Annotated in this window: 16 protein-coding genes; 12 read left to right on the top strand and 4 right to left on the bottom strand. The window is 57.5% G+C overall.

Annotated features, from left to right (window positions below):
- Positions 1 to 77: 77 nt before the first annotated feature.
- From ACL7TT_RS06225 to ACL7TT_RS06215, 3 genes are all read right to left on the bottom strand, one after another.
- The gene (locus ACL7TT_RS06225) at positions 78 to 1,334 is read right to left on the bottom strand and encodes a S41 family peptidase (protein WP_413393987.1); all 1,257 of its coding nucleotides are present in this window, start codon (positions 1,332 to 1,334) and stop codon (positions 78 to 80) included.
- Positions 1,335 to 1,818: 484 nt separating this feature from the next.
- Positions 1,819 to 2,970 (bottom strand): DNA-processing protein DprA, encoded by a 1,152-nt coding sequence (gene dprA, locus ACL7TT_RS06220; protein WP_413393985.1) that lies wholly within the window; start codon positions 2,968 to 2,970, stop codon positions 1,819 to 1,821.
- A gap of 79 nt (positions 2,971 to 3,049) precedes the next feature.
- Positions 3,050 to 4,120 (bottom strand): LysM peptidoglycan-binding domain-containing protein, encoded by a 1,071-nt coding sequence (locus ACL7TT_RS06215; RefSeq protein ID WP_413393983.1) that lies wholly within the window; start codon positions 4,118 to 4,120, stop codon positions 3,050 to 3,052.
- Between the two features lie 181 nt (positions 4,121 to 4,301).
- Between ACL7TT_RS06215 and def the strand changes: the two genes are divergently transcribed.
- The 9 genes from def (at position 4,302) to ACL7TT_RS06170 (ending at position 14,378) form a co-directional block, all read left to right on the top strand.
- Positions 4,302 to 4,808, top strand: coding sequence for a peptide deformylase (gene def, locus ACL7TT_RS06210; protein WP_413393981.1), 507 nt, complete (start codon positions 4,302 to 4,304; stop codon positions 4,806 to 4,808).
- A 57-nt stretch (positions 4,809 to 4,865) separates the two neighbouring features.
- The gene (gene fmt / locus ACL7TT_RS06205; RefSeq protein ID WP_413393979.1) at positions 4,866 to 5,813 is read left to right on the top strand and encodes a methionyl-tRNA formyltransferase; all 948 of its coding nucleotides are present in this window, start codon (positions 4,866 to 4,868) and stop codon (positions 5,811 to 5,813) included.
- 2 nt (positions 5,814 to 5,815) lie between these two features.
- Positions 5,816 to 7,123, top strand: coding sequence for a 16S rRNA (cytosine(967)-C(5))-methyltransferase RsmB (gene rsmB, locus ACL7TT_RS06200; RefSeq protein ID WP_413393978.1), 1,308 nt, complete (start codon positions 5,816 to 5,818; stop codon positions 7,121 to 7,123).
- 30 nt (positions 7,124 to 7,153) lie between these two features.
- Positions 7,154 to 8,539 (top strand): Trk system potassium transporter TrkA, encoded by a 1,386-nt coding sequence (trkA, locus tag ACL7TT_RS06195; protein ID WP_299940268.1) that lies wholly within the window; start codon positions 7,154 to 7,156, stop codon positions 8,537 to 8,539.
- A gap of 83 nt (positions 8,540 to 8,622) precedes the next feature.
- Positions 8,623 to 10,074: a TrkH family potassium uptake protein gene (locus ACL7TT_RS06190; RefSeq protein ID WP_299940265.1), complete on the top strand. Its 1,452-nt coding sequence runs from the start codon at positions 8,623 to 8,625 to the stop codon at positions 10,072 to 10,074.
- A gap of 100 nt (positions 10,075 to 10,174) precedes the next feature.
- Positions 10,175 to 11,209: an efflux RND transporter periplasmic adaptor subunit gene (locus ACL7TT_RS06185; protein WP_413393975.1), complete on the top strand. Its 1,035-nt coding sequence runs from the start codon at positions 10,175 to 10,177 to the stop codon at positions 11,207 to 11,209.
- A gap of 52 nt (positions 11,210 to 11,261) precedes the next feature.
- The gene (locus ACL7TT_RS06180; RefSeq protein WP_413393974.1) at positions 11,262 to 11,957 is read left to right on the top strand and encodes an ABC transporter ATP-binding protein; all 696 of its coding nucleotides are present in this window, start codon (positions 11,262 to 11,264) and stop codon (positions 11,955 to 11,957) included.
- A complete protein-coding gene (locus ACL7TT_RS06175; protein WP_413393972.1) occupies positions 11,954 to 13,114 on the top strand; it encodes an ABC transporter permease in 1,161 nt (386 codons plus the stop codon). Before ACL7TT_RS06180 ends, ACL7TT_RS06175 begins: the two co-directional genes overlap by 4 nt.
- 76 nt (positions 13,115 to 13,190) lie before the next feature.
- Positions 13,191 to 14,378: an ABC transporter permease gene (locus tag ACL7TT_RS06170; RefSeq protein WP_413393970.1), complete on the top strand. Its 1,188-nt coding sequence runs from the start codon at positions 13,191 to 13,193 to the stop codon at positions 14,376 to 14,378.
- A gap of 39 nt (positions 14,379 to 14,417) precedes the next feature.
- Here ACL7TT_RS06170 and ACL7TT_RS06165 read toward each other — a convergent pair whose 3' ends face one another.
- A complete protein-coding gene (locus tag ACL7TT_RS06165) occupies positions 14,418 to 15,305 on the bottom strand; it encodes a lysophospholipid acyltransferase family protein (RefSeq protein ID WP_413393968.1) in 888 nt (295 codons plus the stop codon).
- A gap of 158 nt (positions 15,306 to 15,463) precedes the next feature.
- Between ACL7TT_RS06165 and glyQ the strand changes: the two genes are divergently transcribed.
- From glyQ to gmhB, 3 genes are read left to right on the top strand one after another with little or no spacing between them, the layout of a single operon-like run.
- Complete coding sequence (glyQ, locus tag ACL7TT_RS06160) at positions 15,464 to 16,420, top strand: glycine--tRNA ligase subunit alpha (RefSeq protein WP_413393967.1); 957 nt, start codon at positions 15,464 to 15,466, stop codon at positions 16,418 to 16,420.
- On the top strand, positions 16,420 to 18,501 hold the full coding sequence (gene glyS, locus ACL7TT_RS06155) for a glycine--tRNA ligase subunit beta (protein ID WP_413393964.1): 2,082 nt from the start codon (positions 16,420 to 16,422) through the stop codon (positions 18,499 to 18,501). Before glyQ ends, glyS begins: the two co-directional genes overlap by 1 nt.
- A gap of 58 nt (positions 18,502 to 18,559) precedes the next feature.
- Positions 18,560 to 19,147, top strand: coding sequence for a D-glycero-beta-D-manno-heptose 1,7-bisphosphate 7-phosphatase (gene gmhB, locus ACL7TT_RS06150; RefSeq protein ID WP_299940246.1), 588 nt, complete (start codon positions 18,560 to 18,562; stop codon positions 19,145 to 19,147).
- The last annotated feature ends 147 nt before the right edge of the window (positions 19,148 to 19,294 follow it).

Raw genomic sequence — 19,294 nt, 5'->3', positions numbered from 1 at the left:
TTTGGGTGCAATATCCTGCTAAAAATTGCCAACATACAAGACAATTTTGGGCCAATCCAGTTAATCGACGCCAGCTTCTAATTTGTCTTTTTGCGGATATCATCCAGAACCCAGGCTAAAGACTGATCAATCCCTTTTAGATAACTGGGCCAGTCTTGCTCAATCAGGACATCCGGTTGTACGCCCTCCGAGAAGACTTCCTGAAACCGATAATTTCTTTTTGAGTAAGTAATGGTCCAGCCAGAATTCGGCAGAGAAAACTGGCCCATATCCTGATACCCCACCGGATTTCCCCCTGTCGGCTCCCCCACCAGCTTGGCATTCAGTAGCTGTCGGTATTGCGCCGCATTGCTCATTGCCGCTGAATAGGTGCTGTTATCGATTAAGGTATATACGCCGTGTTCCCAGTCGAGGCTGTCCACGAGTACTAGAGGCCAGGCCATTCTCAAACCGACAAAGAAGTCACCACCACCATTATTGCGCAAATCAATAATCAGATTTTCAACTTTATTGTCCTCCAAATAGTCCTTTACATCCTTCGCAAAATATTCCATATCCGAAAAGCTTGGATATCTTCGAAAATAAATATAGGCAGTTTTTGTATCTTTATCAGCGGACATCCACAGATTTTCAGATGCTGTTATTTTTTGCTCGCTAAAGGGTATCTTTCTGGGAAAAAGAAAATGAGTGAGTTTCTTATGGAACTTTGATAGGGGCACAGTTACTACAGAAACTATTTTTTGGTGCCCACTGTCATCAATAAAAGTGAATCTAGCACGATCAGGTTTATCTGTAATACTGAGCCCGCGGAGAATCTGTGCAACATTGAGTTGCCATGCGATCCGCACTTTTAGGGAGTACGCATTCTCCACGCCTTGGACGACTGGTGACAATCGCGTGACTACCTCATCAATGGGAATATCGTCAATAGCATATAATTTGTAACCCAGCAGATACCTGTAAGCCTCACTGCTGGCAATGAGGCGAAGACTCCCATTGATATTCAAAAAACGAAAGGGATAAAAGCCGATATCTGTTTCCCAAAACGCCAGCTGTGTGTGGCCATCTCCAATCAAACGGCTAATTCGCATCATTTCGACCAGCAGTTGCTGTTCATTTAAATCAGCCAGGGAAGTTTTTAATTGAGTCAATGCCGAGACAAATTCTTTTTTGCTGACAGAGTGATAGAGATTGATATGCTTTTCTTCCAATTGTTGACGGTAGGAGTCAATGTCTTCAATCCATTGCTTAACCTCGGAAGCTGGCACGGCGTATGCGCAGTGACAAGCAGTGAATAAATATGTGATTAAAAATAAAAAACCGAGCTTTCGCATTTATTTCTCTTTTAGGCTTTCAAGTGCTCAGACAACGGGTGTATGGGATGACGCTTAGAGTATTCTATTGGTACTGTTTGAGCGGGCTCTGTACGTTGGTCGCGTGTGTCTCCGCTAGAGATATGTATGGTCCATGCCCGTCCTTGGCCCGAGTTTTGATTATAATATTGTCTAACAAATAGACTGTATAGGGCGTGTAATGGATTGTATTCCCAAGTTTCCTGCCAATGATTTTGCAATGAAATACAAACAACTTCGCAAGGTGGTGTTGCTACTCTAATGGCGGTAAAAAAATCATAAAAGGCCGTCCGGGACATAGCAGGAGTTCGCGTGGGATGGGAGCAGGGGTGTTCCGTCTGCCCGGCACTGGTGCGCTGGGTCAGACAGTGCGCTTCGGCTTATCTCTAAGGATCGACTGCCCGCTTGTTTAGGGGCCATTGAATATTGGCCGATCCCGTAGGGGAATCGGCCGGTGACTGGGCCTTCACTCTGCTGTGGGCGTGGATACTCCCAAATAATAGTAAGTAGCTCCGCGGACTGTCAGTTGATAGCCGCCCGGCAATGGTTCCAGCAGCCCTTCCAGCTCCATTTGCAACAACAGTCCCATTAGATCCCCGGGACTTTCCCCGGTATCCAGAGCCAGTTGCTCTATGCTGCGGGGCCCGCCTGTGAGGGCATTCACCAGAGCCTGCTGGCGCCGGTCGGGCAGTGTTTTGGGGGCCGCCTCCGCTGCTGCCGGCTCGGCCAGTAGCCCACCCAACTGGGTGGCAATATCTGCACTGGTCTCCACCAGTGTTGCCCCGGTCTTGATCAACTGGTGACAGCCCCTTGCCATGGGGTTGTGGATGGAACCGGGGATGGCGAAAACCTCGCGGTTCTGCTCCAGGGCCAGGCGCGCGGTGATCAGGGAACCGGAGCGCAGAGTCGCCTCAGTCAGCAACACGCCCATAGAGAGTCCGCTGATGATGCGGTTTCGGCGGGGGAAGTTTTTGGCTTCGGCCTGGCTGCCGAGAGGCAGCTCGCTGATCAGTGTGCCACCATTGGTGAGGATATCCTCGGCAAGGGCCCGATTGTGCCGCGGGTAGATGCAATCCACGCCGCTGCCGAGCACTGCCAATGTGGTTCCACCCCCTTGCAAAGCCCCCCGGTGCGCCGCCGCATCGACACCGAGCGCCAACCCGGAGGTAATGGCAAATCCAGCCCGAGCCAGTTCTGCGGCGAAGGCGCAGGCATTCTCCAGTCCCACGGTCGTGGCCCGGCGCGCACCGACAATGGCGATCTGGGGCAAGTTTAGGGTCTTGTGCGCACCGCGGATATAGAGGAGCGGTGGCGGTCTGGAGGTCTCGGCGAGCAGGGCGGGGTAGTCGGGATCGCTGTGCCATAAAAGCTGCACCCCGCTATCCACACAGCGCGCGCGTTCCTCCTGAACCCAGGCGGCCAGTGTGCACTGTGCCTCCAGACGGGAAAATTCGCGCCACTGGGATTGTGCGCGGGCGGGTAGCTTATTGAGAAGCGCACTGGGAGGCTGCCGCAGGGCCGCGAGCGGGTTGCCGAAGTGCTCGATCAACTGCCAGTAGCGGGCGGGGCCGACACCCTCGAGACGCAGTAGGGCCATGCAGGCGGTTAACCCATCCATGCCGCGCACCATACGCTGATTTTGAGTGTAGGGTGGACCAAACAGAGGAGCCCACCAGGGTATTTGGTTCGTGCCCGGCTCAGGGGTTGCGCACTAGATCCATCACTGCGAGAGGGCGGTCCGCTTCGAGAATCAGGGCGAGGCTCATCTTTTCGAAGGTGCGGAAGATCATCATCTCGCCGGCGCGTTCATCCGGCAATTTCACGCTGTCACCCGCCAAGCGGTCCCGCACCAGAGCGCCGCGCTTGTATACCGCCAACACATCGCCTGCAACCACGCCATCGCGGTTGCCCAAATTGAGGATAACCACGTCGAGCTTGCCGATCTGGGTAACCCCTTCATCCACGCCCACAATCAGGCCATCCACATCGACCGCTGGCGCACTGGGGTGGAAGAGCGCATCGATTGCGCGCTCTTCCACGGGCATCAGACGATCTTCCAGGCGGATCTCGCGGGCGGTATTGGCAACACCCAGGGTAGCTACGGAGAAGCCGGGCAGGGTATCCGGGTCCAATTGCAACAGGTCTACCTTGCCCACACCCAATGCCTGGCGGCCCAGGGATTCCCTGCTGACCGGGTCCACAAACACAGGCCCGGGGCGATAGAGACCATAGGACGCCAGAGGCACAGCGAATTCGCCGCGTGCGTAGATGGTATCGCCCGCTCCCATGAGGATATGGTTGTCAGAGCCGGACACAATATAGGGTGTGCCCTCGAACGCATCCGGTTCGACGATTCGGGTGCGTGACAGGAAGGCATTGATCGCATCCAAGGGGATTGCCGGGATCGCATCCTCCACCGCCTCCCGGCGGATCTGTGCTGTCAGGCGATTGCCATCCACCCCCGGCGAAAGCTGATAGGCGCGCGGGCCTCTCTGCAACTGCAACTGTGGCTGTCCGTCGACATAAACCAGGCGCAGACCGTCACCGGGGTAGATCAGGTGCGGATTTTCCACTTGCGGGTTAACCTGCCAGATCTCCGGCCAGTACCAGGGCTGTACAAGGAATTCACTGGAGATATCCCAGAGAGTATCGCCCTTCTGTACCATATAGGCATCCGGTCGGTCGGGGTTCAGGCGTACCTGCTCCTGCGCCCGGGCGCCGTGGGTAACCGTCAGCAACAAGACGGCGGCGAGGATAATTTGTTTCATGGAAGCATTCCTATGCTCTTTATCGCTATAATTCTCAGCGCCGGGCCGCTCTCCCTCGGAAAAGCGGCTGGACCCGGGCGCTAGGCGCCAGCAAAAATTGGGGCCACCCGGTAAATAGTGAGCGCGATCATAATGTTATCAGCGCACATTCAACGAATACTAGAAGTTTGTCACAGGTGTTATGGCTAAACTCGAGATATTGGAATTTCCCGATCCGCGCCTGCGCGAAATTGCTAAACCCATCCCTGGGGTCACCGACGCGCACCGCCAACTGCTCGATGATATGTTTGAGACTATGTACGCCGCGCCCGGCATAGGCCTCGCGGCCACCCAGGTCAATGTGCGTGAACGCCTCATCGTAGTGGATATTTCTGAGGATGGCAGCGAACCGCTGGCTTTTATCAACCCCGAGATTGAGGTGCTGGACCGGGAAATCCATCAGTACGATGAAGGCTGCCTGTCGGTGCCCGGGTTTTTCGAGACGGTCGAGCGCCCGCGCAGGGTGCGCGTGAAGGCATTGGATCGCAATGGCGATCCCTTTGCCCTGGAAGTGGAGGGCCTGCTCGCCGTGTGTATCCAGCATGAGGTCGACCATCTGGACGGCAAGCTGTTTGTGGATTACATCTCTCCACTCAAACGCAACCGCATCCGCACCAAGCTGGAAAAAGCCCAGCGTCGGCGCGCCTGATACAGCCCCTGGCCGTTCCCGCCGGCCCTCCTTGACACCAGAACTGAGAGCCAGCCAGTGAATATTATTTTCGCCGGTACGCCGGATTTTGCCGCCGTGCACCTGCAAGCCCTGCTCCACAGCGAGCATACAGTCATCGCTGTCTACACCCAGCCGGACAGGCCCGCCGGGCGCGGCAAGAAACTGCTGGCAAGCCCGGTCAAACTGCTGGCGCTCTCGCACAATATACCCGTCTACCAACCGCCGAGCCTGCGCGATGGGGCAACCCAGCGGGTGTTGGCGGCGCTGGGTGCCGACATCATGGTCGTGGTGGCTTACGGCCTCATCCTGCCCCAGGCAGTACTGGACACCCCGCGCCTGGGATGCCTGAACGTACACGCCTCCCTGCTGCCACGCTGGCGCGGTGCCGCCCCTATTCAGCGCGCGGTGGAGGCCGGGGACAGCGAGAGTGGTGTGGCCATTATGCAAATGGAAGCCGGCCTGGACACGGGTCCGGTTCTGGTGGAGCGTCGCTGTGTCATTGGGCAGGCGGATACCGGCGGCAGCCTGCACGACAGGCTCGCCGGGCTCGGCGGCCCGGCATTGCTCGAGGCCCTGGCGCAGCTCAACAGCGGGAACGCACAACCTCAACCGCAGGATGATACCGGAGCGAGCTATGCCAACAAGATCAGCAAACAGGAGGCCCATCTCGACTGGCAGCGTCCCGCGGAGGCATTACAGCGACAAATCCGCGCTTTCAACCCCTTTCCGGTCTGCTGGACCACCTACCCGGACAAAAAGGCCGCTCAGCGCCTGCGCATCTACAGCGCTGACATTGAGCGCAGCGGTCACAACAAGCGCCCCGGCACGATTATCGCCAGTGACGACCGGGGTATTCTCGTCGCCTGCGGTGGCGAGGCTCTGCGCCTGCAACGGTTGCAGCTGCCCGGCAAAAAAGCGCTGCCCGCGGCGGACATTTTAAAAGGTTACCGGCAGCAGTTCGCTCCCGGTACACAACTGGGATAAGCATGAGTAAAGATGTACGCGCGGAAGCAGCCCGGGTTGTCGCTGCCCTGTTGGAGGAGCGCGGCTCCCTGGCACGACTGTTACCGAAAGCCGAAGGCCAGATCGGGGAGCGGGATCGCGCCCTATTGCGTGAACTCTGCTACGGCAGCGCGCGCAGCGCACCGCGCCTGCAATTGATCGCGGGCAAATTATTGCGTAGAAAATCCTCTGATACCTTGGTCAGTGCACTAATCCTGTTGGGGCTTTACCAGTTGGAATACACCCGCATCCCCGATCACGCGGCTATCTCCGCCACGGTCAATGCCGCGCGCAGCCTCGGGCTCGATCGGGCTACGGGGTTGATCAATGGGGTGCTGCGCAATGCCCTGCGCAATCGCGAACCGTTGCAGCGAAAGCTCTGCGGCAACCCGCAATTCAGTGCTATGCACCCCAATTGGTTGCTGCAGCGGGTCAAGGCCGCCTGGCCTCTACAGGCTTCGGACATCCTCCGTGCCAACAATACCAATCCGCCAATGACCCTGAGGGTTAACAGCGGGAAAATTTCCCGCGACGAATATCTGCAGAAACTCACAGAAACGGGTATGTGCGCCGGGCACTGTGCTGTCTCGCCTGTGGGTATTACCCTAAGCGCGCCGGTCGCAGTGAGCGAGCTGCCGGGATTTGCCGAGGGACTGGTGAGCGTGCAGGACGAGTCTGCGCAGTTGGCGGCCCCGCTGCTCGCGCCCCTTGCGGACGAGCGGGTGCTGGATGCCTGTGCGGCCCCGGGCGGGAAAAGCTGTCACCTGCTGGAGCAGCAACCCTCGATTAAACTGAGTGCACTGGATATCGACAGGGAACGCCTCGACCGTGTGGCGGAGAATCTCGACCGCTGTGGCCTGGACGCGCAGTTGATTTGCGCCGATGTGGCGCGGCCCAGTGCCTGGTGGGATGGGCGGCAATACGACCGCATACTACTGGACGCGCCCTGCTCCGCCACCGGTGTGATTCGCCGCAACCCGGATATCAAGCTGTTGCGGCGCGATGAAGACATCCCCGCGCTGGCACAGTTGCAGGGCAACTTGCTGCGGGCCCTGTGGCCGCTGCTGAAACCCGGCGGCTGCCTCCTTTATGCGACCTGTTCCATACTACCCGATGAAAACAGTGAAGTGACCACCGCCTTCATTGCGGAGACCGAGGATGCGAGCGACAATACCCCGGAACTGTTCAATGGTCGCCTCTGGGGTGAAAAGCAGGCGGTGGGTATGCAGCGGTTGCCACAAACCGCTGCTGGTGACGGTTTCTACTACGCTCTGTTGAGCAAAGCCGAATAAGAGCGGCGCTAGCCGCGAGTTTCATGCGATATGAAGATTGTCATTCTCGGCGCCGGCCAGGTGGGCGGCTCACTGGCGGAGGCCCTGGCCTCCGAGCGCAATGATATTGTCCTGGTGGACAGCGACGAGAAAACCCTGCGCGAGTTGCGGGATCGCATTGATATCGGTGTGGTCGTGGGCCATGCCTCGCATCCGGACGTGCTTATGGATGCCGGCATAGAGGATACCGATATCCTGGTGGCGGTCACCAATAATGATGAAACCAATATGGCAGCCTGCCAGATAGCACACTCCCTGTTCCGCGTAACGACAAAAATTGCGCGGGTGCGCGCTGCCTCCTACCTGCGCTACCCACAGCTGTTTAATACCGAGGCTATCCCCATCGACGTACTGATCAGCCCTGAGCAGCTGGTTTCTGATTATATTGCACGCCTGATGGAGCACCCGGGCGCGCTACAGGTGCTGGATTTCGCCGACGGTCGCGTACAGCTGGTCACGGTGCTGGCCATTCAGGGCGGCCCGCTGGTGGGGCACCAGTTGCGCTATCTGCGCGAGCATATGCCGAAGGTAGACACCCGGGTGGCGGCCATCTACCGTCGCAACCGGCCCATTATCCCCCAGGGGGATACGGTGATCGAGGCCGGCGACGAGGTGTTTTTTATCGCCGCGCGTGCCGATATCCGCGCGGTCATGAGCGAACTGCGCCGGCTGGAACACGGATACAAACGGGTGGTGATCGCCGGTGGCGGCAATATCGGCCTGCGTCTGGCCTCCAGACTTGAAAACCGCTATTCAGTGAAAATTGTCGAGCAGAGCCACGGGCGCTGTATATTTTTATCCGAGGAGTTGTCCCATACCATTATCCTCCACGGCAACGCCTCGGATCAGGATTTGCTGTTGGAGGAAAATATTGAGGACACCGATGTTTTCCTGGCCCTGACCAATGATGATGAAGCGAACATCATGTCATCGCTACTGGCCAAACGCCTTGGCGCGCGCAAGGTGATGACCCTGATCAACAATCGTGCCTATGTGGATTTGGTGCAGGGCGGTGAAATTGATATCGCGATTTCCCCACAGCAAAACACCATTGGCACCCTGCTGACCCATGTGCGGCGCGGTGATATGGTCAATGTGCACTCCCTGCGTCGCGGTGCCGCCGAGGCCATTGAGGTTATTGCCCATGGCGATGAGCGCACCTCCAAAGTGGTGGGACGTAAAATCGAGGATATCGACCTGCCCGAGGGTGCCTCTATCGGTGCCATCGTGCGCAAGACGGAAAATGGCAGCGAAGTATTGATGGCCCATGACGATGTGATCGTACAGAGCGACGACCATGTGATCGTATTTTTGGTGGACCGCCGCCATACACGCCATGTGGAACAATTGTTCCAGGTGGGCTTCAGTTTTTTCTAGGTCGCTGAGATTTTATCGATCCGGTGGCCACTGAGTTTACCGTCTCTCTAACAGAACAACAGTTAACAGGCTGACAGGAATCAATGCGGATTGCGGTCATTGCGCGAGTTTTCGGAATTCTCCTGACGGTGTTCAGCCTGACACTGATACCGCCATTCTTTGTATCGTTGTGGTATGGAGACGACACCCACAGTGCCTTTGTGGCAGCCTTTGTGATTACCCTGATCACCGGCCTGTTTATGTGGTTGCCGGTTTACGACCTGCGCCAGGATCTGCGTACCCGCGATGGCTTTGTGGTGACCTCGCTGTTCTGGCTGATCCTGGGTAGTTTCGGTGCTCTGCCCCTGATTATCAGTCCGCAACCGGACCTCAGCGTTACCGATTCGATTTTCGAGTCGATTTCCGGGCTCACCACCACCGGCGCCACAGTGATCACCGGCCTGGATTCCCTGCCCCCGGCCATCCTGTATTATCGCCAGCAGCTACAGTGGTTTGGCGGTATTGGTGTGATCGTCATTGCACTGGCAATCTTGCCCATGCTGGGCATCGGTGGTATGCAGCTGTACAAGGCGGAAATTCCCGGGCCGGTAAAAGACACCAAACTGACGCCGCGGATCGCTGAGACAGCCCGTGCAATGATAGTGATTTATGTCATCCTCACGGTGCTGTGTGGTATTGGCTACTGGATCGCGGGAATGAGTGTGTTTGATGCCGTTGGCCATGCCTTTTCCACCGTGGCAAATGGCGGCTTTTCCACCCACGATGCCAGTATGGGTTTTTACGCGCACAACCATGCGATCATGTTGATTTGCATCGTGTTTATGCTCACCGCGGCGATCAATTTCGGCCTGCATTTTTACGCCTTTCACAACAAAACGCTGAAACACTATTGGCGCGACTCCGAGTTCCGCTTCTACATCCTGGTGGTTGTCAGTGCCGCGCTACTGATCAGTTGTTACCTCTGGTATCTGGACATTTTCTCTTTGGACCAAAGCCTGTTGCACGGTTTTTTCCAGGTGGTCTCCATCAGTACCACCGCCGGTTTTGCCTCGGAGAATTTTTCCGCCTGGCCTGTGTTTTTGCCCTATGCGCTGCTGCTGTTGGGGGTGCTTGGCGCCTGTGCCGGTTCCACTTCGGGCGGGATTAAGGCAGTGCGGGGGATGTTGATTATGAAGTCCGGACTGCGCGAGTTGAACCGGCTGGTGCATACCAATGCGGTAATTCCTATCAAGATCAACCGAAAGATAGTCCCGAGTCGGGTCACCGATGCCGTATGGGGCTTTTTTGCCGTCTATGTCCTGTCCTTTTTTGTTCTTGCCATTATCGTGATCGCCACCGGCGAGGACTTTGTCACCTCGCTCACCACAGTGGCATCCTGCCTGAATAATATAGGCCCGGCCCTGGGGGATGCCGCTGCCCACTACGGCTCTATTAACGAAGTGGCCAAGTGGTTTCTTATTCTCGCCATGCTGATGGGGCGCCTGGAGATTTTCACCCTGCTGATACTGCTGACTCCCGCTTTTTGGCGCCACTGAGGTGGCGAGTCCTCACGGCGCAGCATCCGCGCGTGGCAAATTCTGAAGACTTCTGTCACAGTAGCCTTGTCCAGAAAAAAAGCGATAAGAAAAAGGCGGCATGAATAGAAGCACCAATGAGCTGCTCGATCAGTTGAAGATAGACCGGAATACGCTTCCTGAGACACCTTCATTGCGCCGGAAAATCCTGTTGGCGGTCTCTGCCGGCACCCTTGCCGGCTTGATCATGGGATTTGCCGGCGCCAGCCTACTGGCGGGCGACCAGCCTGCGGTCACGCCAGTGCACAGTATTCCCGCAGATGCCACTGCCCCGACCCCCATAGTTACCGAACGTGAGCAATTGGAAACCGTGCTCAATGCCTCCGGCTATATCACCGCGCGCCGTATGGCCACGGTTTCCGCCGAGGTTATGGGACTGATCAGCAGTGTGGATGTGGAGGAGGGCATGCGGGTACAGGCGGGGCAGGTACTGGCGCGGCTGGACGATGCCAAGGCACGGGTCAGCCTGGATTTTGCCCTGGCCCAGATCCAGGTGCAGCGGGCCCAGGAGGCCAGCATTCACGCCAGGCTGAGAGAAGCGCAGCGCCAGTATCGGCGTTTTGCCGGCCTGCGCGACAAAAACTACTCCAGCAAAGCGCAGTTGACCCAGAGCGAAGCCAGCGTCGATAGCCTGGTGGCGGATTTAAAAAGCGCGCGCGCCAATATTGAGGTGGCCAAACTGGAAGCCCAGCGACAGCGTGAACGGCTGGAGGATCATATTATCCGCGCACCCTTCGCCGGCATCGTTACGCAAAAAAATGCACAACCCGGCGAAATTGTCGCGCCCAGCTCTGCCGGGGGTGGCTTCACCCGCACAGGTATCTGCACCATCGTGGATATGAACTCGCTCGAAATCGAGGTCGATGTCAACGAGGCATTTATTGGCCGCGTTTCTGCGCGGCAGCGGGTAAACGCCAATCTGGACGCCTACCCGGAATGGAATATTCCAGCCACGGTGATCGCTATTATTCCGACCGCCGATCGCGCCAAGGCTACAGTGCGGGTGCGTATTGGCATAAACAGTAAAGATCCGCGTATCCTGCCGGATATGGGGGTAAAAGTTGGGTTTTTGGCCGGGGAGGCAGCCGCTCTCTAGTTTCGGGACGCACTCGCCGGAACGGATTCATTCTTTCACGAGGAGATTGGAGATGTCAGAAGATGTGTTGTTTCAATTAACGAATGTCCGCAAAAGCTTTGTTAAAGGCAAGGAAGAAATACCTATTTTTGACAACCTGGATATGGGTATTTCGCAAGGGGATTTTGTCGCAATTATGGGGCCATCCGGTTCCGGTAAAACCACCCTGCTGAATATGCTCGGTGGTGTGGATCAACCCAGTGGCGGCGAGATTTGGTTTAATGGCGCCCGCATTGATTCCCTCAGTGAGAGTGCCCTGACCCGCTGGCGCGCGGAGAATATCGGCTTTATTTTCCAGTTTTACAATTTAATGCCGATGCTGAATGCGCAGCGCAATGTGGAACTGCCACTGCTGTTGACCAAACTGTCCAAGATCCGACGCCGCAAAAATGTGGAAACGGCGCTGGCTTTGGTGGGCCTGAGCGACCGCGCCAAGCATATGCCCGGCGAAATGTCCGGTGGTCAGCAGCAGCGGGTGGCCATTGCCCGCGCCATTGTCTCGGACCCCAAGTTGATACTGTGTGACGAACCCACCGGTGACCTGGATCGCGGTACCGCCGATGAAATTCTGGAAATGCTGCAGCTGTTGAACCGCGATCATGGCAAGACCATCGTGATGGTCACCCACGACCCCGCCGCGGCCAAATACGCAAAGCGCACCCTGCATCTCGACAAAGGGCAGTTTGTGCAAAGGGAAGTGGTGGCATGAACGACCTCTATTTAATTTACAAAAACATGACGAGAAAGCCCTTACGGCTGTTCCTCACCTGTTTTGCTATCTTTATTGCGTTTTTGATCTTTGGTGCAGTTACCAGCTTAAAAAGCGCACTTAATTCCGGGGTGGAACTCTCCGCGGACAACCGCCTGGTGGTATTTAACCGCATCAACTTTACCAAATCCCTGCCCATTGCCTACTACCAGAAAGTCGCCGCAGTGGCGGGAGTGAGGGACGTCACCCACCTGAACTGGTTTGGCGGTTACTATCAGGAGCCGGCCAAACAAATTGTCTCCATGGCGGTGGAGCCTGAATCCTATCTGCGCGTCTACGAAGAAGTTATTATTCCCGAGGCGCAGAAACAGGCCTGGCTCAACAACCGACAAGGGGCCTTGGTGGGGGAAAAACTGGCAGAGATGTACGGCTGGAAAATTGGCGACAGAATTCCGGTCTCCTCGAATATCTTTACCCACAAAGACGGCGGCTATACCTGGGAATTTATCGTCTCTGGCATTTTTAAAGGGGATAACGAACAGTACGATACCCGCCAGATGCTGTTCCACTACCAGTATTTTATGGAAACCCAAACCTTTGGTGGCGACTGGATTGGTTGGATGGCACTCACCACCGACGATCCATCGCTGAATGAAAAGGTGGCGAAGGTCATCGACGACAGCTTTGCCAATTCCCAGAATGAAACCGACACCAGCACGGAAGAAGCCTTTAATAAAGCCTTTATCGAGCAGATAGGCAATATCGGCCTGATCATTTTCTCGGTGGTATTTACCGCTTTTTTCACCATTCTTGTCGTGGTTGGCAATACCATGGCGCTGTCCATTCGCGAGCGCACCGGAGAAATTGCCGTACTGAAAACCCTGGGATTTTCCAGCACGAGAATTTTTCGTATGGTGTTATCCGAGTCCATGCTGATTGCACTGATTGGCGGGCTCTCCGGGCTGGCGGCCGCCTGGCTTTTGGTTGAAGGGGGGAAAACCTTTCTTGCAAGATTTTTACCCAACCTGATTTTGGGTGGCAATATCGCCCTGCAGGCATTGGTATTTATGCTGCTGCTCGGCTTGGTCACCGGGCTGCTGCCGGCGTTTAACGCGCTGCGGCTGAATATCGCCACGGCATTTAACCGACAACAATAATCCGGCTGATAGTCAGCCTGTTGTGGTCCTTTTTATACCGGGTACTACATCAAAACTCCGACAGGGAGGGAAAAGAATGGGTTCTCTTATTGCACAAATTGTCTCGGTGACCCTGATGAATCTCGGTAGTTTGCGCCGCCGCCTGTGGATGTCGCTGGCTATGGTGCTGGCCTCGGCAGTGGTGGTGGCAATATTGCTGGCGTTTCTCGCCATGGCCAAGGGTTTCGAGGAGACCATGCGTGGGGCCGGCTCCAGCCAGATCGCCATCCTGATGCGCGAGGGTTCTTCAACCGAACTCAATTCGGTGGTTCTGCAGGATCAGGTCAACCTGATTGGCGCTTCAGCCGGTGTCGCGCAGGATAGCAGCGGTCCGATGATTTCACCGGAGCTTTACGTGATTGTGGATGGGATCAAGAAGTCCAGCGGTACCGAGGCCAATATTCCCCTGCGCGGACTCAACAAAGCCGGTATGGATATGCGTACCAATATGCGTTTGGTAGAGGGGCGCCTGTTTACCCCGGGTACCAATGAGATGGTTGTGGGTGAAGGGGTACTGCGTGAGTTCGACGGCTTCGAGATCGGCAGGACGGTGCGTTTTGGCAAAAACCTGTGGACCGTGGTTGGCGTATTTGCCACTGGTGGCAATATTTTTGAAAGCGAGCTGTGGGCGGATATCAATATTATCCAGAGCCACTACAACCGCGGCAACAGCTATCAGTCGATCCGGGTGAAGCTGGACAATGACGGAGACCTTGGGCCGCTACAGAAGACCATTGAGCGGGAACCGCGTCTGAACCTGGAGGGCCAGACCGAGCGCGACTATTTCGCCAGTCAGGGTAAACAACTGCAATACATCGCCGTTTTCGGCTGGATTATCAGTGCCATTATGGCCCTCGGTGCCCTGGCCGGCGCGCTCAACACCATGTACACCTCGGTGGCGGACCGGGCCAGGGAGATAGCCACTCTGCGCGCGCTGGGTTTCAGCAGTGTGTCCGCCTTCTGCGGTACGATTGCCGAGGCCCTGGTACTGGCGGTCGCCGGAGGTCTCCTCGGTTCTCTCGCCGCTTTTGGTTTTTTTGACGGTCTGAATACCTCCACCCTGGGGGGTAGTTTTACCCAGGTGGTTTTCAGCTTTGAGATGTCGCCGGAGTTGTTCCTGCAGGGGGCCATACTGGCGTTGGTGATCGGCTTTGTCAGCGGTTTTTTCCCCGCTTGGCGCGCAGCGCGCATGCCGGTGATTGTAGCATTTCGTCACGGGGCTTAAGGGGGCCGCTGGTTAACAGTAGAGGTGCCGTCACAGGCTCTATTTTTTCTTGCGATAGATGGTGCTTTTTCCCTGCGGCTGTTTGCGAAAGCGCTTGTACTCCCACTGGTACTGCTCCGGTGCGGCGGCAATACAGGCCTCCACACCGCGGTTCATGGCCGCCAGGGAAACTTTCTGCTCGTCGCTGTAGATCGCCTTTTCCGCGGGCAGGAAAACCAGTTCAAAGCCACCCTTGACCCGCTTTCCAAACCCGAATACACAGTGGCATTGGGTGCGTTTCAACAGGTTGTGGGCCAGAGTCATCGTGAGTGCCGGACGCCCGAAGAAGGGGGCGAAGTCGCCGCCCATATCCGGCTCCTGGTCCGGCAGCACCATGGCGACATGGCCAGCCTTCAGGCACTGGAGCAGGGCGCGTACGCCGTGAATATTGGTGGGCACCATGCGGGCGCCGGTCTCCTCGCGGCCCGTGCGGATAATCGGGTCCAGGGCGGCAATTTTCGGCGGCGCATATAGCGCCATGGAAGGTCCCAAGGACGCCAGGAAGAGACCGAAAATTTCCCAGTTGCCGGTATGCGGCATCAGCATCAGTGTGCCGCGGCCATCCTCTTCGCCCTGTGACAGCAACTGCAGGTTGCGCACCCCCACGATGGCGTTTTCATTGGTAGCCCAGGGGTGACGCCAGAGGCTCGCCATTTCACAGCCTGCTATGGCGGTGCTCACGACACTGTCGCGGGCCAGTTGCTCCCGTTTCCCGGCGTCCATGGCCGGATAGCAGAGCTGCAGGTTGATACGGCTCAAGCGCAGGCCCTCTGTGCGAAATAGCACCGCCAGCCCGCCGGCGCAGCGCCCCAGGCGCTGCGCCCATTTCAGTGGCAGTCTGCCCACCAGTTTCAGTACACCTGCCGCGAGGTACCCCTTAATATCCACTGCAATCACTTCCTATACAAAACGCCGCAGCAAACGGCCACGGGACCTGGCACGGCCATTCAAACTGCCCGGCGCGGCCACAGCGCTTTAAGCGCGAGAGCTGCTACCGCTATAATTGCGACCCTTTGCCCACAGCTGATACTGATGCGGAGATAGCGGTGTCCAAGCAATACGATCTCAGTACCTTTCAGGGACTTGCTTTTGCCCTACAGGATTATTGGGCGCGCCAGGGGTGCGTCATTCTACAGCCTCTGGATATGGAAGTGGGTGCCGGCACCTTTCATCCAGCGACCTTCCTGCGCGCCGTGGGTCCGGAAAACTGGAATGCGGCCTATGTGCAGCCGTGCCGCCGCCCCACCGACGGCCGCTATGGCGAAAACCCCAACCGCCTGCAGCACTATTACCAATACCAGGTGGTGATGAAGCCGTCCCCGGACAATATCCAGGAACTGTACCTCGACAGCCTGCGCACCATGGGTGTGGACCCAGCCATCCACGATATCCGCTTTGTGGAGGACAACTGGGAATCCCCGACCCTGGGTGCCTGGGGCCTCGGCTGGGAGGTGTGGCTGAACGGTATGGAGGTAACCCAGTTTACCTACTTCCAGCAGGTTGGCGGCCTGGAGTGCTACCCGGTCACCGGTGAGATTACTTACGGACTGGAGCGCATCGCTATGTACCTGCAGAGCGTGGAATCCATCTACGACCTGGTGTGGACACGCAACCCGGACGGCAGCCCCATCACCTACGGCGATGTTTTCCACCAGAACGAAGTGGAGATGTCCCGCTATAACTTTGAACATGCCGACGTGGAATTCCTGTTCGCCACCTTCGATCACTGTGAACGCGAGAGTACGCGCCTGATTGAACTGGGCCTGCCGCTGCCCGCCTACGAGCAGGTGATGAAGGCTTCCCACGCCTTTAACCTGCTGGACGCGCGCCACGCCATCTCGGTCACCGAGCGCCAGCGCTATATCCTGCGTGTGCGCGCCCTGGCCCGCGCGGTGGCCCGGGCTTACTACGATGCGCGGCGCGCATTGGGGTTCCCCCTGGCGGATGAAGCACTGCGCGCAGATATCCTGGCGGAAGTTACCGAACAAGAGGAGAAGCCGTAATGGCGCAGGACTTTCTGGTAGAACTGGGAACCGAGGAGCTGCCGCCAAAAGCGCTGCACAAACTGATGGACGCCTTCGCCGAAGGGATCACCCAGGGTTTAAAAGGCGCCGAGCTGACATTTGGCGAAGTCAAAGCCTACGCCAGTCCGCGCCGTCTGGCAGTCGCGGTTTTCGGTCTGGCGGACAAACAGCAGAACAAACAAATAGAAAAACTTGGCCCGGCGGTCAAAGTCGCCTTCGACAAAGCGGGTAACCCCAGCAGGGCCGCCGAGGGCTTCGCGCGCAGCAACGGTGTCACCGTGGACGCATTGGGCCGCAAGGAGACCGACAAAGGCGAGCGTCTGGCCTTTATCAGTGAACAGAAAGGCGCCGAGACCGAATCTCTCCTGCCCGGTATTGTAGAAAAGGCCCTGGCACAACTGCCCATCCCCCGGCGCATGCGTTGGGGCGCGCGCCGCGAGGAATTCGTGCGCCCGGTACACTGGCTGGTGATGCTGTTTGGCAACACAGTGGTGGAGGGCAAAGTGCTCGGCCTCAAGGCCGGCAAAAGCAGCCGCGGCCACCGCTTCCACTGCGACCGCGCGTTGGAGATCCACTCCGCCCACGACTACGCTCAGGTACTGCGTGAGCCCGGCTATGTACTGGCGGATTTTGCCGCGCGCCGCGAGGCGATTCGCGCCCAGGTGATTGCCGAGGCCGATAACGTCAACGGTGAGGCGGTGATCGACGATGACCTGCTCGATGAAGTGACCGCCCTGGTGGAGTGGCCCGTGGCTCTCACCGGCCGCTTTGAGGAGCGCTTCCTGGAGGTCCCTGCGGAGGCTTTGATCTCCTCTATGAAGGCGCACCAGAAATATTTCCACGTGGTGGATGAAGGTGGTCAACTGCTGCCCTTTTTTATCACCGTTGCCAATATCGAGAGCCAGGATGCCGCCCAGGTGATCCGCGGCAATGAGCGTGTTATCCGCCCGCGACTGGCAGATGCCGCTTTCTTCTTCGAGACTGACAAAAAGACCAGCTTGGAATCGCGCCGCGAAAAATTGCGCCAGATCGTGTTTCAGCAGCACCTGGGCAGCGTCTACGACAAGACCGAGCGGGTCTCCGCCCTGGCGCGCGCCATCGCTGAGCAGGTGGGTGCCAACGGTGACTGGGCTGAACGCGCCGGGCGTCTGTGCAAGTCGGACCTGGTCACCGAGATGGTGTTCGAGTTTGCCGATATGCAGGGCATCGCCGGTTACTACTACGCGGAAAACGACAGCGAGCCGCTGGATGTGGCCAAGGCCATGTATGAACAGTACATGCCCAAGTTCGCCGGTGACGAGCTGCCCACCAGTGAGACCGGTACCGTACTCGCCCTGGCGGACCGCCTGGATACCCTGGTGGGCATCTTCGGCATCGGCCAGCCCCCCAGCGGCTCCCGCGACCCCTTCGCCCTGCGCCGCGCCAGTCTGGGTATTATCCGCCTCCTGGTGGAAAAGCGTCTCGACCTGGATCTGCGCCAACTGCTGGAGCTGGCCCGCGACAACTATCCTCGCACTGCCCTGGGCGAGTACGACAGGGTTGTGGAGCAGGCGCTGCAGTATGTGCTGGAGCGCTTTCGCGCCCGCTACGAGGACCAGGGTATTGCCACCGAGGTGTTTATGTCGGTGGCAGCACGAAAACTGTCGCGCCCGCTGGATATCGACAATCGCGTGCATGCGGTGAACGCCTTCAGCCTACTGCCGGAGTCCGGCGCCCTGGCTGCCGCCAACAAGCGCGTCTCCAATATCCTCGCCAAGCTGGAAACCGCCGTGCCTGGCAATATTGACGAGGCCTTGTTGCAGGAAGAAGCGGAGAAGGCCCTGTTCGCCGCTGTGCAGGTGGCCCGCTCCGAGGTGGCGCCACTGTACCGCGATGCCCTGTTCGCAGAGGGGCTCGCCGGTCTGGCGGGTTTGCGTGAAACCGTGGACACCTTCTTTGACCATGTGATGGTGATGAGTGACGACGAGCAACTGCGCGATAACCGCCTGGCCCTGCTGGCTCAACTGCGCGCGCTGTTCCTGGAAGTTGCCGACATTTCCCTGCTGGTACCGGCCAAGTAACGACTATTTGAACCGGGGGCTCTGCACCCCGGCTCAATAACAACAGGGCAAGTCTGCCATGCCTATGATTATTCTCGGGCGCGACGGGGTTATCAACGAAAACCCCGGCACTTTCGTCAGGTCCGCCGACGAGTGGCAGCCCTGCCCCGGCAGTATTGAAGCGCTGGCAGCCCTCAGTCGTGCCGGCTACCAACTGGTGATCGCTACCAACCAGAGCGGTCTGACGCTGGGTCGGTTCGATCTCGATGACCTGGAGGCCATACACACCAGGCTGCGTGCCCTGGTGGAGGATGCCGGTGGCGAGATCGCCGCTATCTTCTATTGCCCTCACGGCCCCGAGGATCATTGCCGCTGTCGCAAACCCAAGCCGGGATTGCTCGAGGCGATAGAGGCGGAGTTCGATACCAGTCTGCACGGCTGCTATCTGCTTGGGGACAAGCTTGAGGATTTGCAGTTGGCACTGGTAAAAGGCTGCAAGCCGGTATTACTCAAATCCGGCGAGGGTGAACGCACTCTGCAAAAGTTGATGGAACAGCCCAATCCACACCTCGAGAACACGCTTTTATTTGCGGACCTAACGCAGTTTGCCCGGTTTTTGTTGGGCGGGTGTGTGGAGGGCGCAACCGGAAGCCCGGTTGCGCCTTGAACCGGTCGATTTGCACATACCTGACTTGCTTATCTTTCTCTCCCTGCCATTTTCACCCCAATCATCACTACACGAAGAATTGAATGCCAACACATTGAGTTGTGGGCAACATTCCTTTAAAAGCTGGTAATGGGACGGGCAAGTCCA

This window comes from Microbulbifer jejuensis, from assembly GCF_047289955.1.
Lineage (GTDB): Bacteria > Pseudomonadota > Gammaproteobacteria > Pseudomonadales > Cellvibrionaceae > Microbulbifer.
Note: the sequence above shows the minus strand (reverse complement) of the source record. Positions and strands in the feature narration are given on the sequence as shown.

Coding starts and splice junctions, on each gene's coding strand:
- ACL7TT_RS06225 (WP_413393987.1), bottom strand. CDS start 1,334: ATGCGAAAGCTCGGTTTTTTATTTTTAATCACATATTTATTCACTGCT.
- dprA (WP_413393985.1), bottom strand. CDS start 2,970: ATGGATGGGTTAACCGCCTGCATGGCCCTACTGCGTCTCGAGGGTGTC.
- ACL7TT_RS06215 (WP_413393983.1), bottom strand. CDS start 4,120: ATGAAACAAATTATCCTCGCCGCCGTCTTGTTGCTGACGGTTACCCAC.
- def (WP_413393981.1), top strand. CDS start 4,302: ATGGCTAAACTCGAGATATTGGAATTTCCCGATCCGCGCCTGCGCGAA.
- rsmB (WP_413393978.1), top strand. CDS start 5,816: ATGAGTAAAGATGTACGCGCGGAAGCAGCCCGGGTTGTCGCTGCCCTG.
- trkA (WP_299940268.1), top strand. CDS start 7,154: ATGAAGATTGTCATTCTCGGCGCCGGCCAGGTGGGCGGCTCACTGGCG.
- ACL7TT_RS06190 (WP_299940265.1), top strand. CDS start 8,623: ATGCGGATTGCGGTCATTGCGCGAGTTTTCGGAATTCTCCTGACGGTG.
- ACL7TT_RS06185 (WP_413393975.1), top strand. CDS start 10,175: ATGAATAGAAGCACCAATGAGCTGCTCGATCAGTTGAAGATAGACCGG.
- ACL7TT_RS06180 (WP_413393974.1), top strand. CDS start 11,262: ATGTCAGAAGATGTGTTGTTTCAATTAACGAATGTCCGCAAAAGCTTT.
- ACL7TT_RS06175 (WP_413393972.1), top strand. CDS start 11,954: ATGAACGACCTCTATTTAATTTACAAAAACATGACGAGAAAGCCCTTA.
- ACL7TT_RS06170 (WP_413393970.1), top strand. CDS start 13,191: ATGGGTTCTCTTATTGCACAAATTGTCTCGGTGACCCTGATGAATCTC.
- glyS (WP_413393964.1), top strand. CDS start 16,420: ATGGCGCAGGACTTTCTGGTAGAACTGGGAACCGAGGAGCTGCCGCCA.
- gmhB (WP_299940246.1), top strand. CDS start 18,560: ATGCCTATGATTATTCTCGGGCGCGACGGGGTTATCAACGAAAACCCC.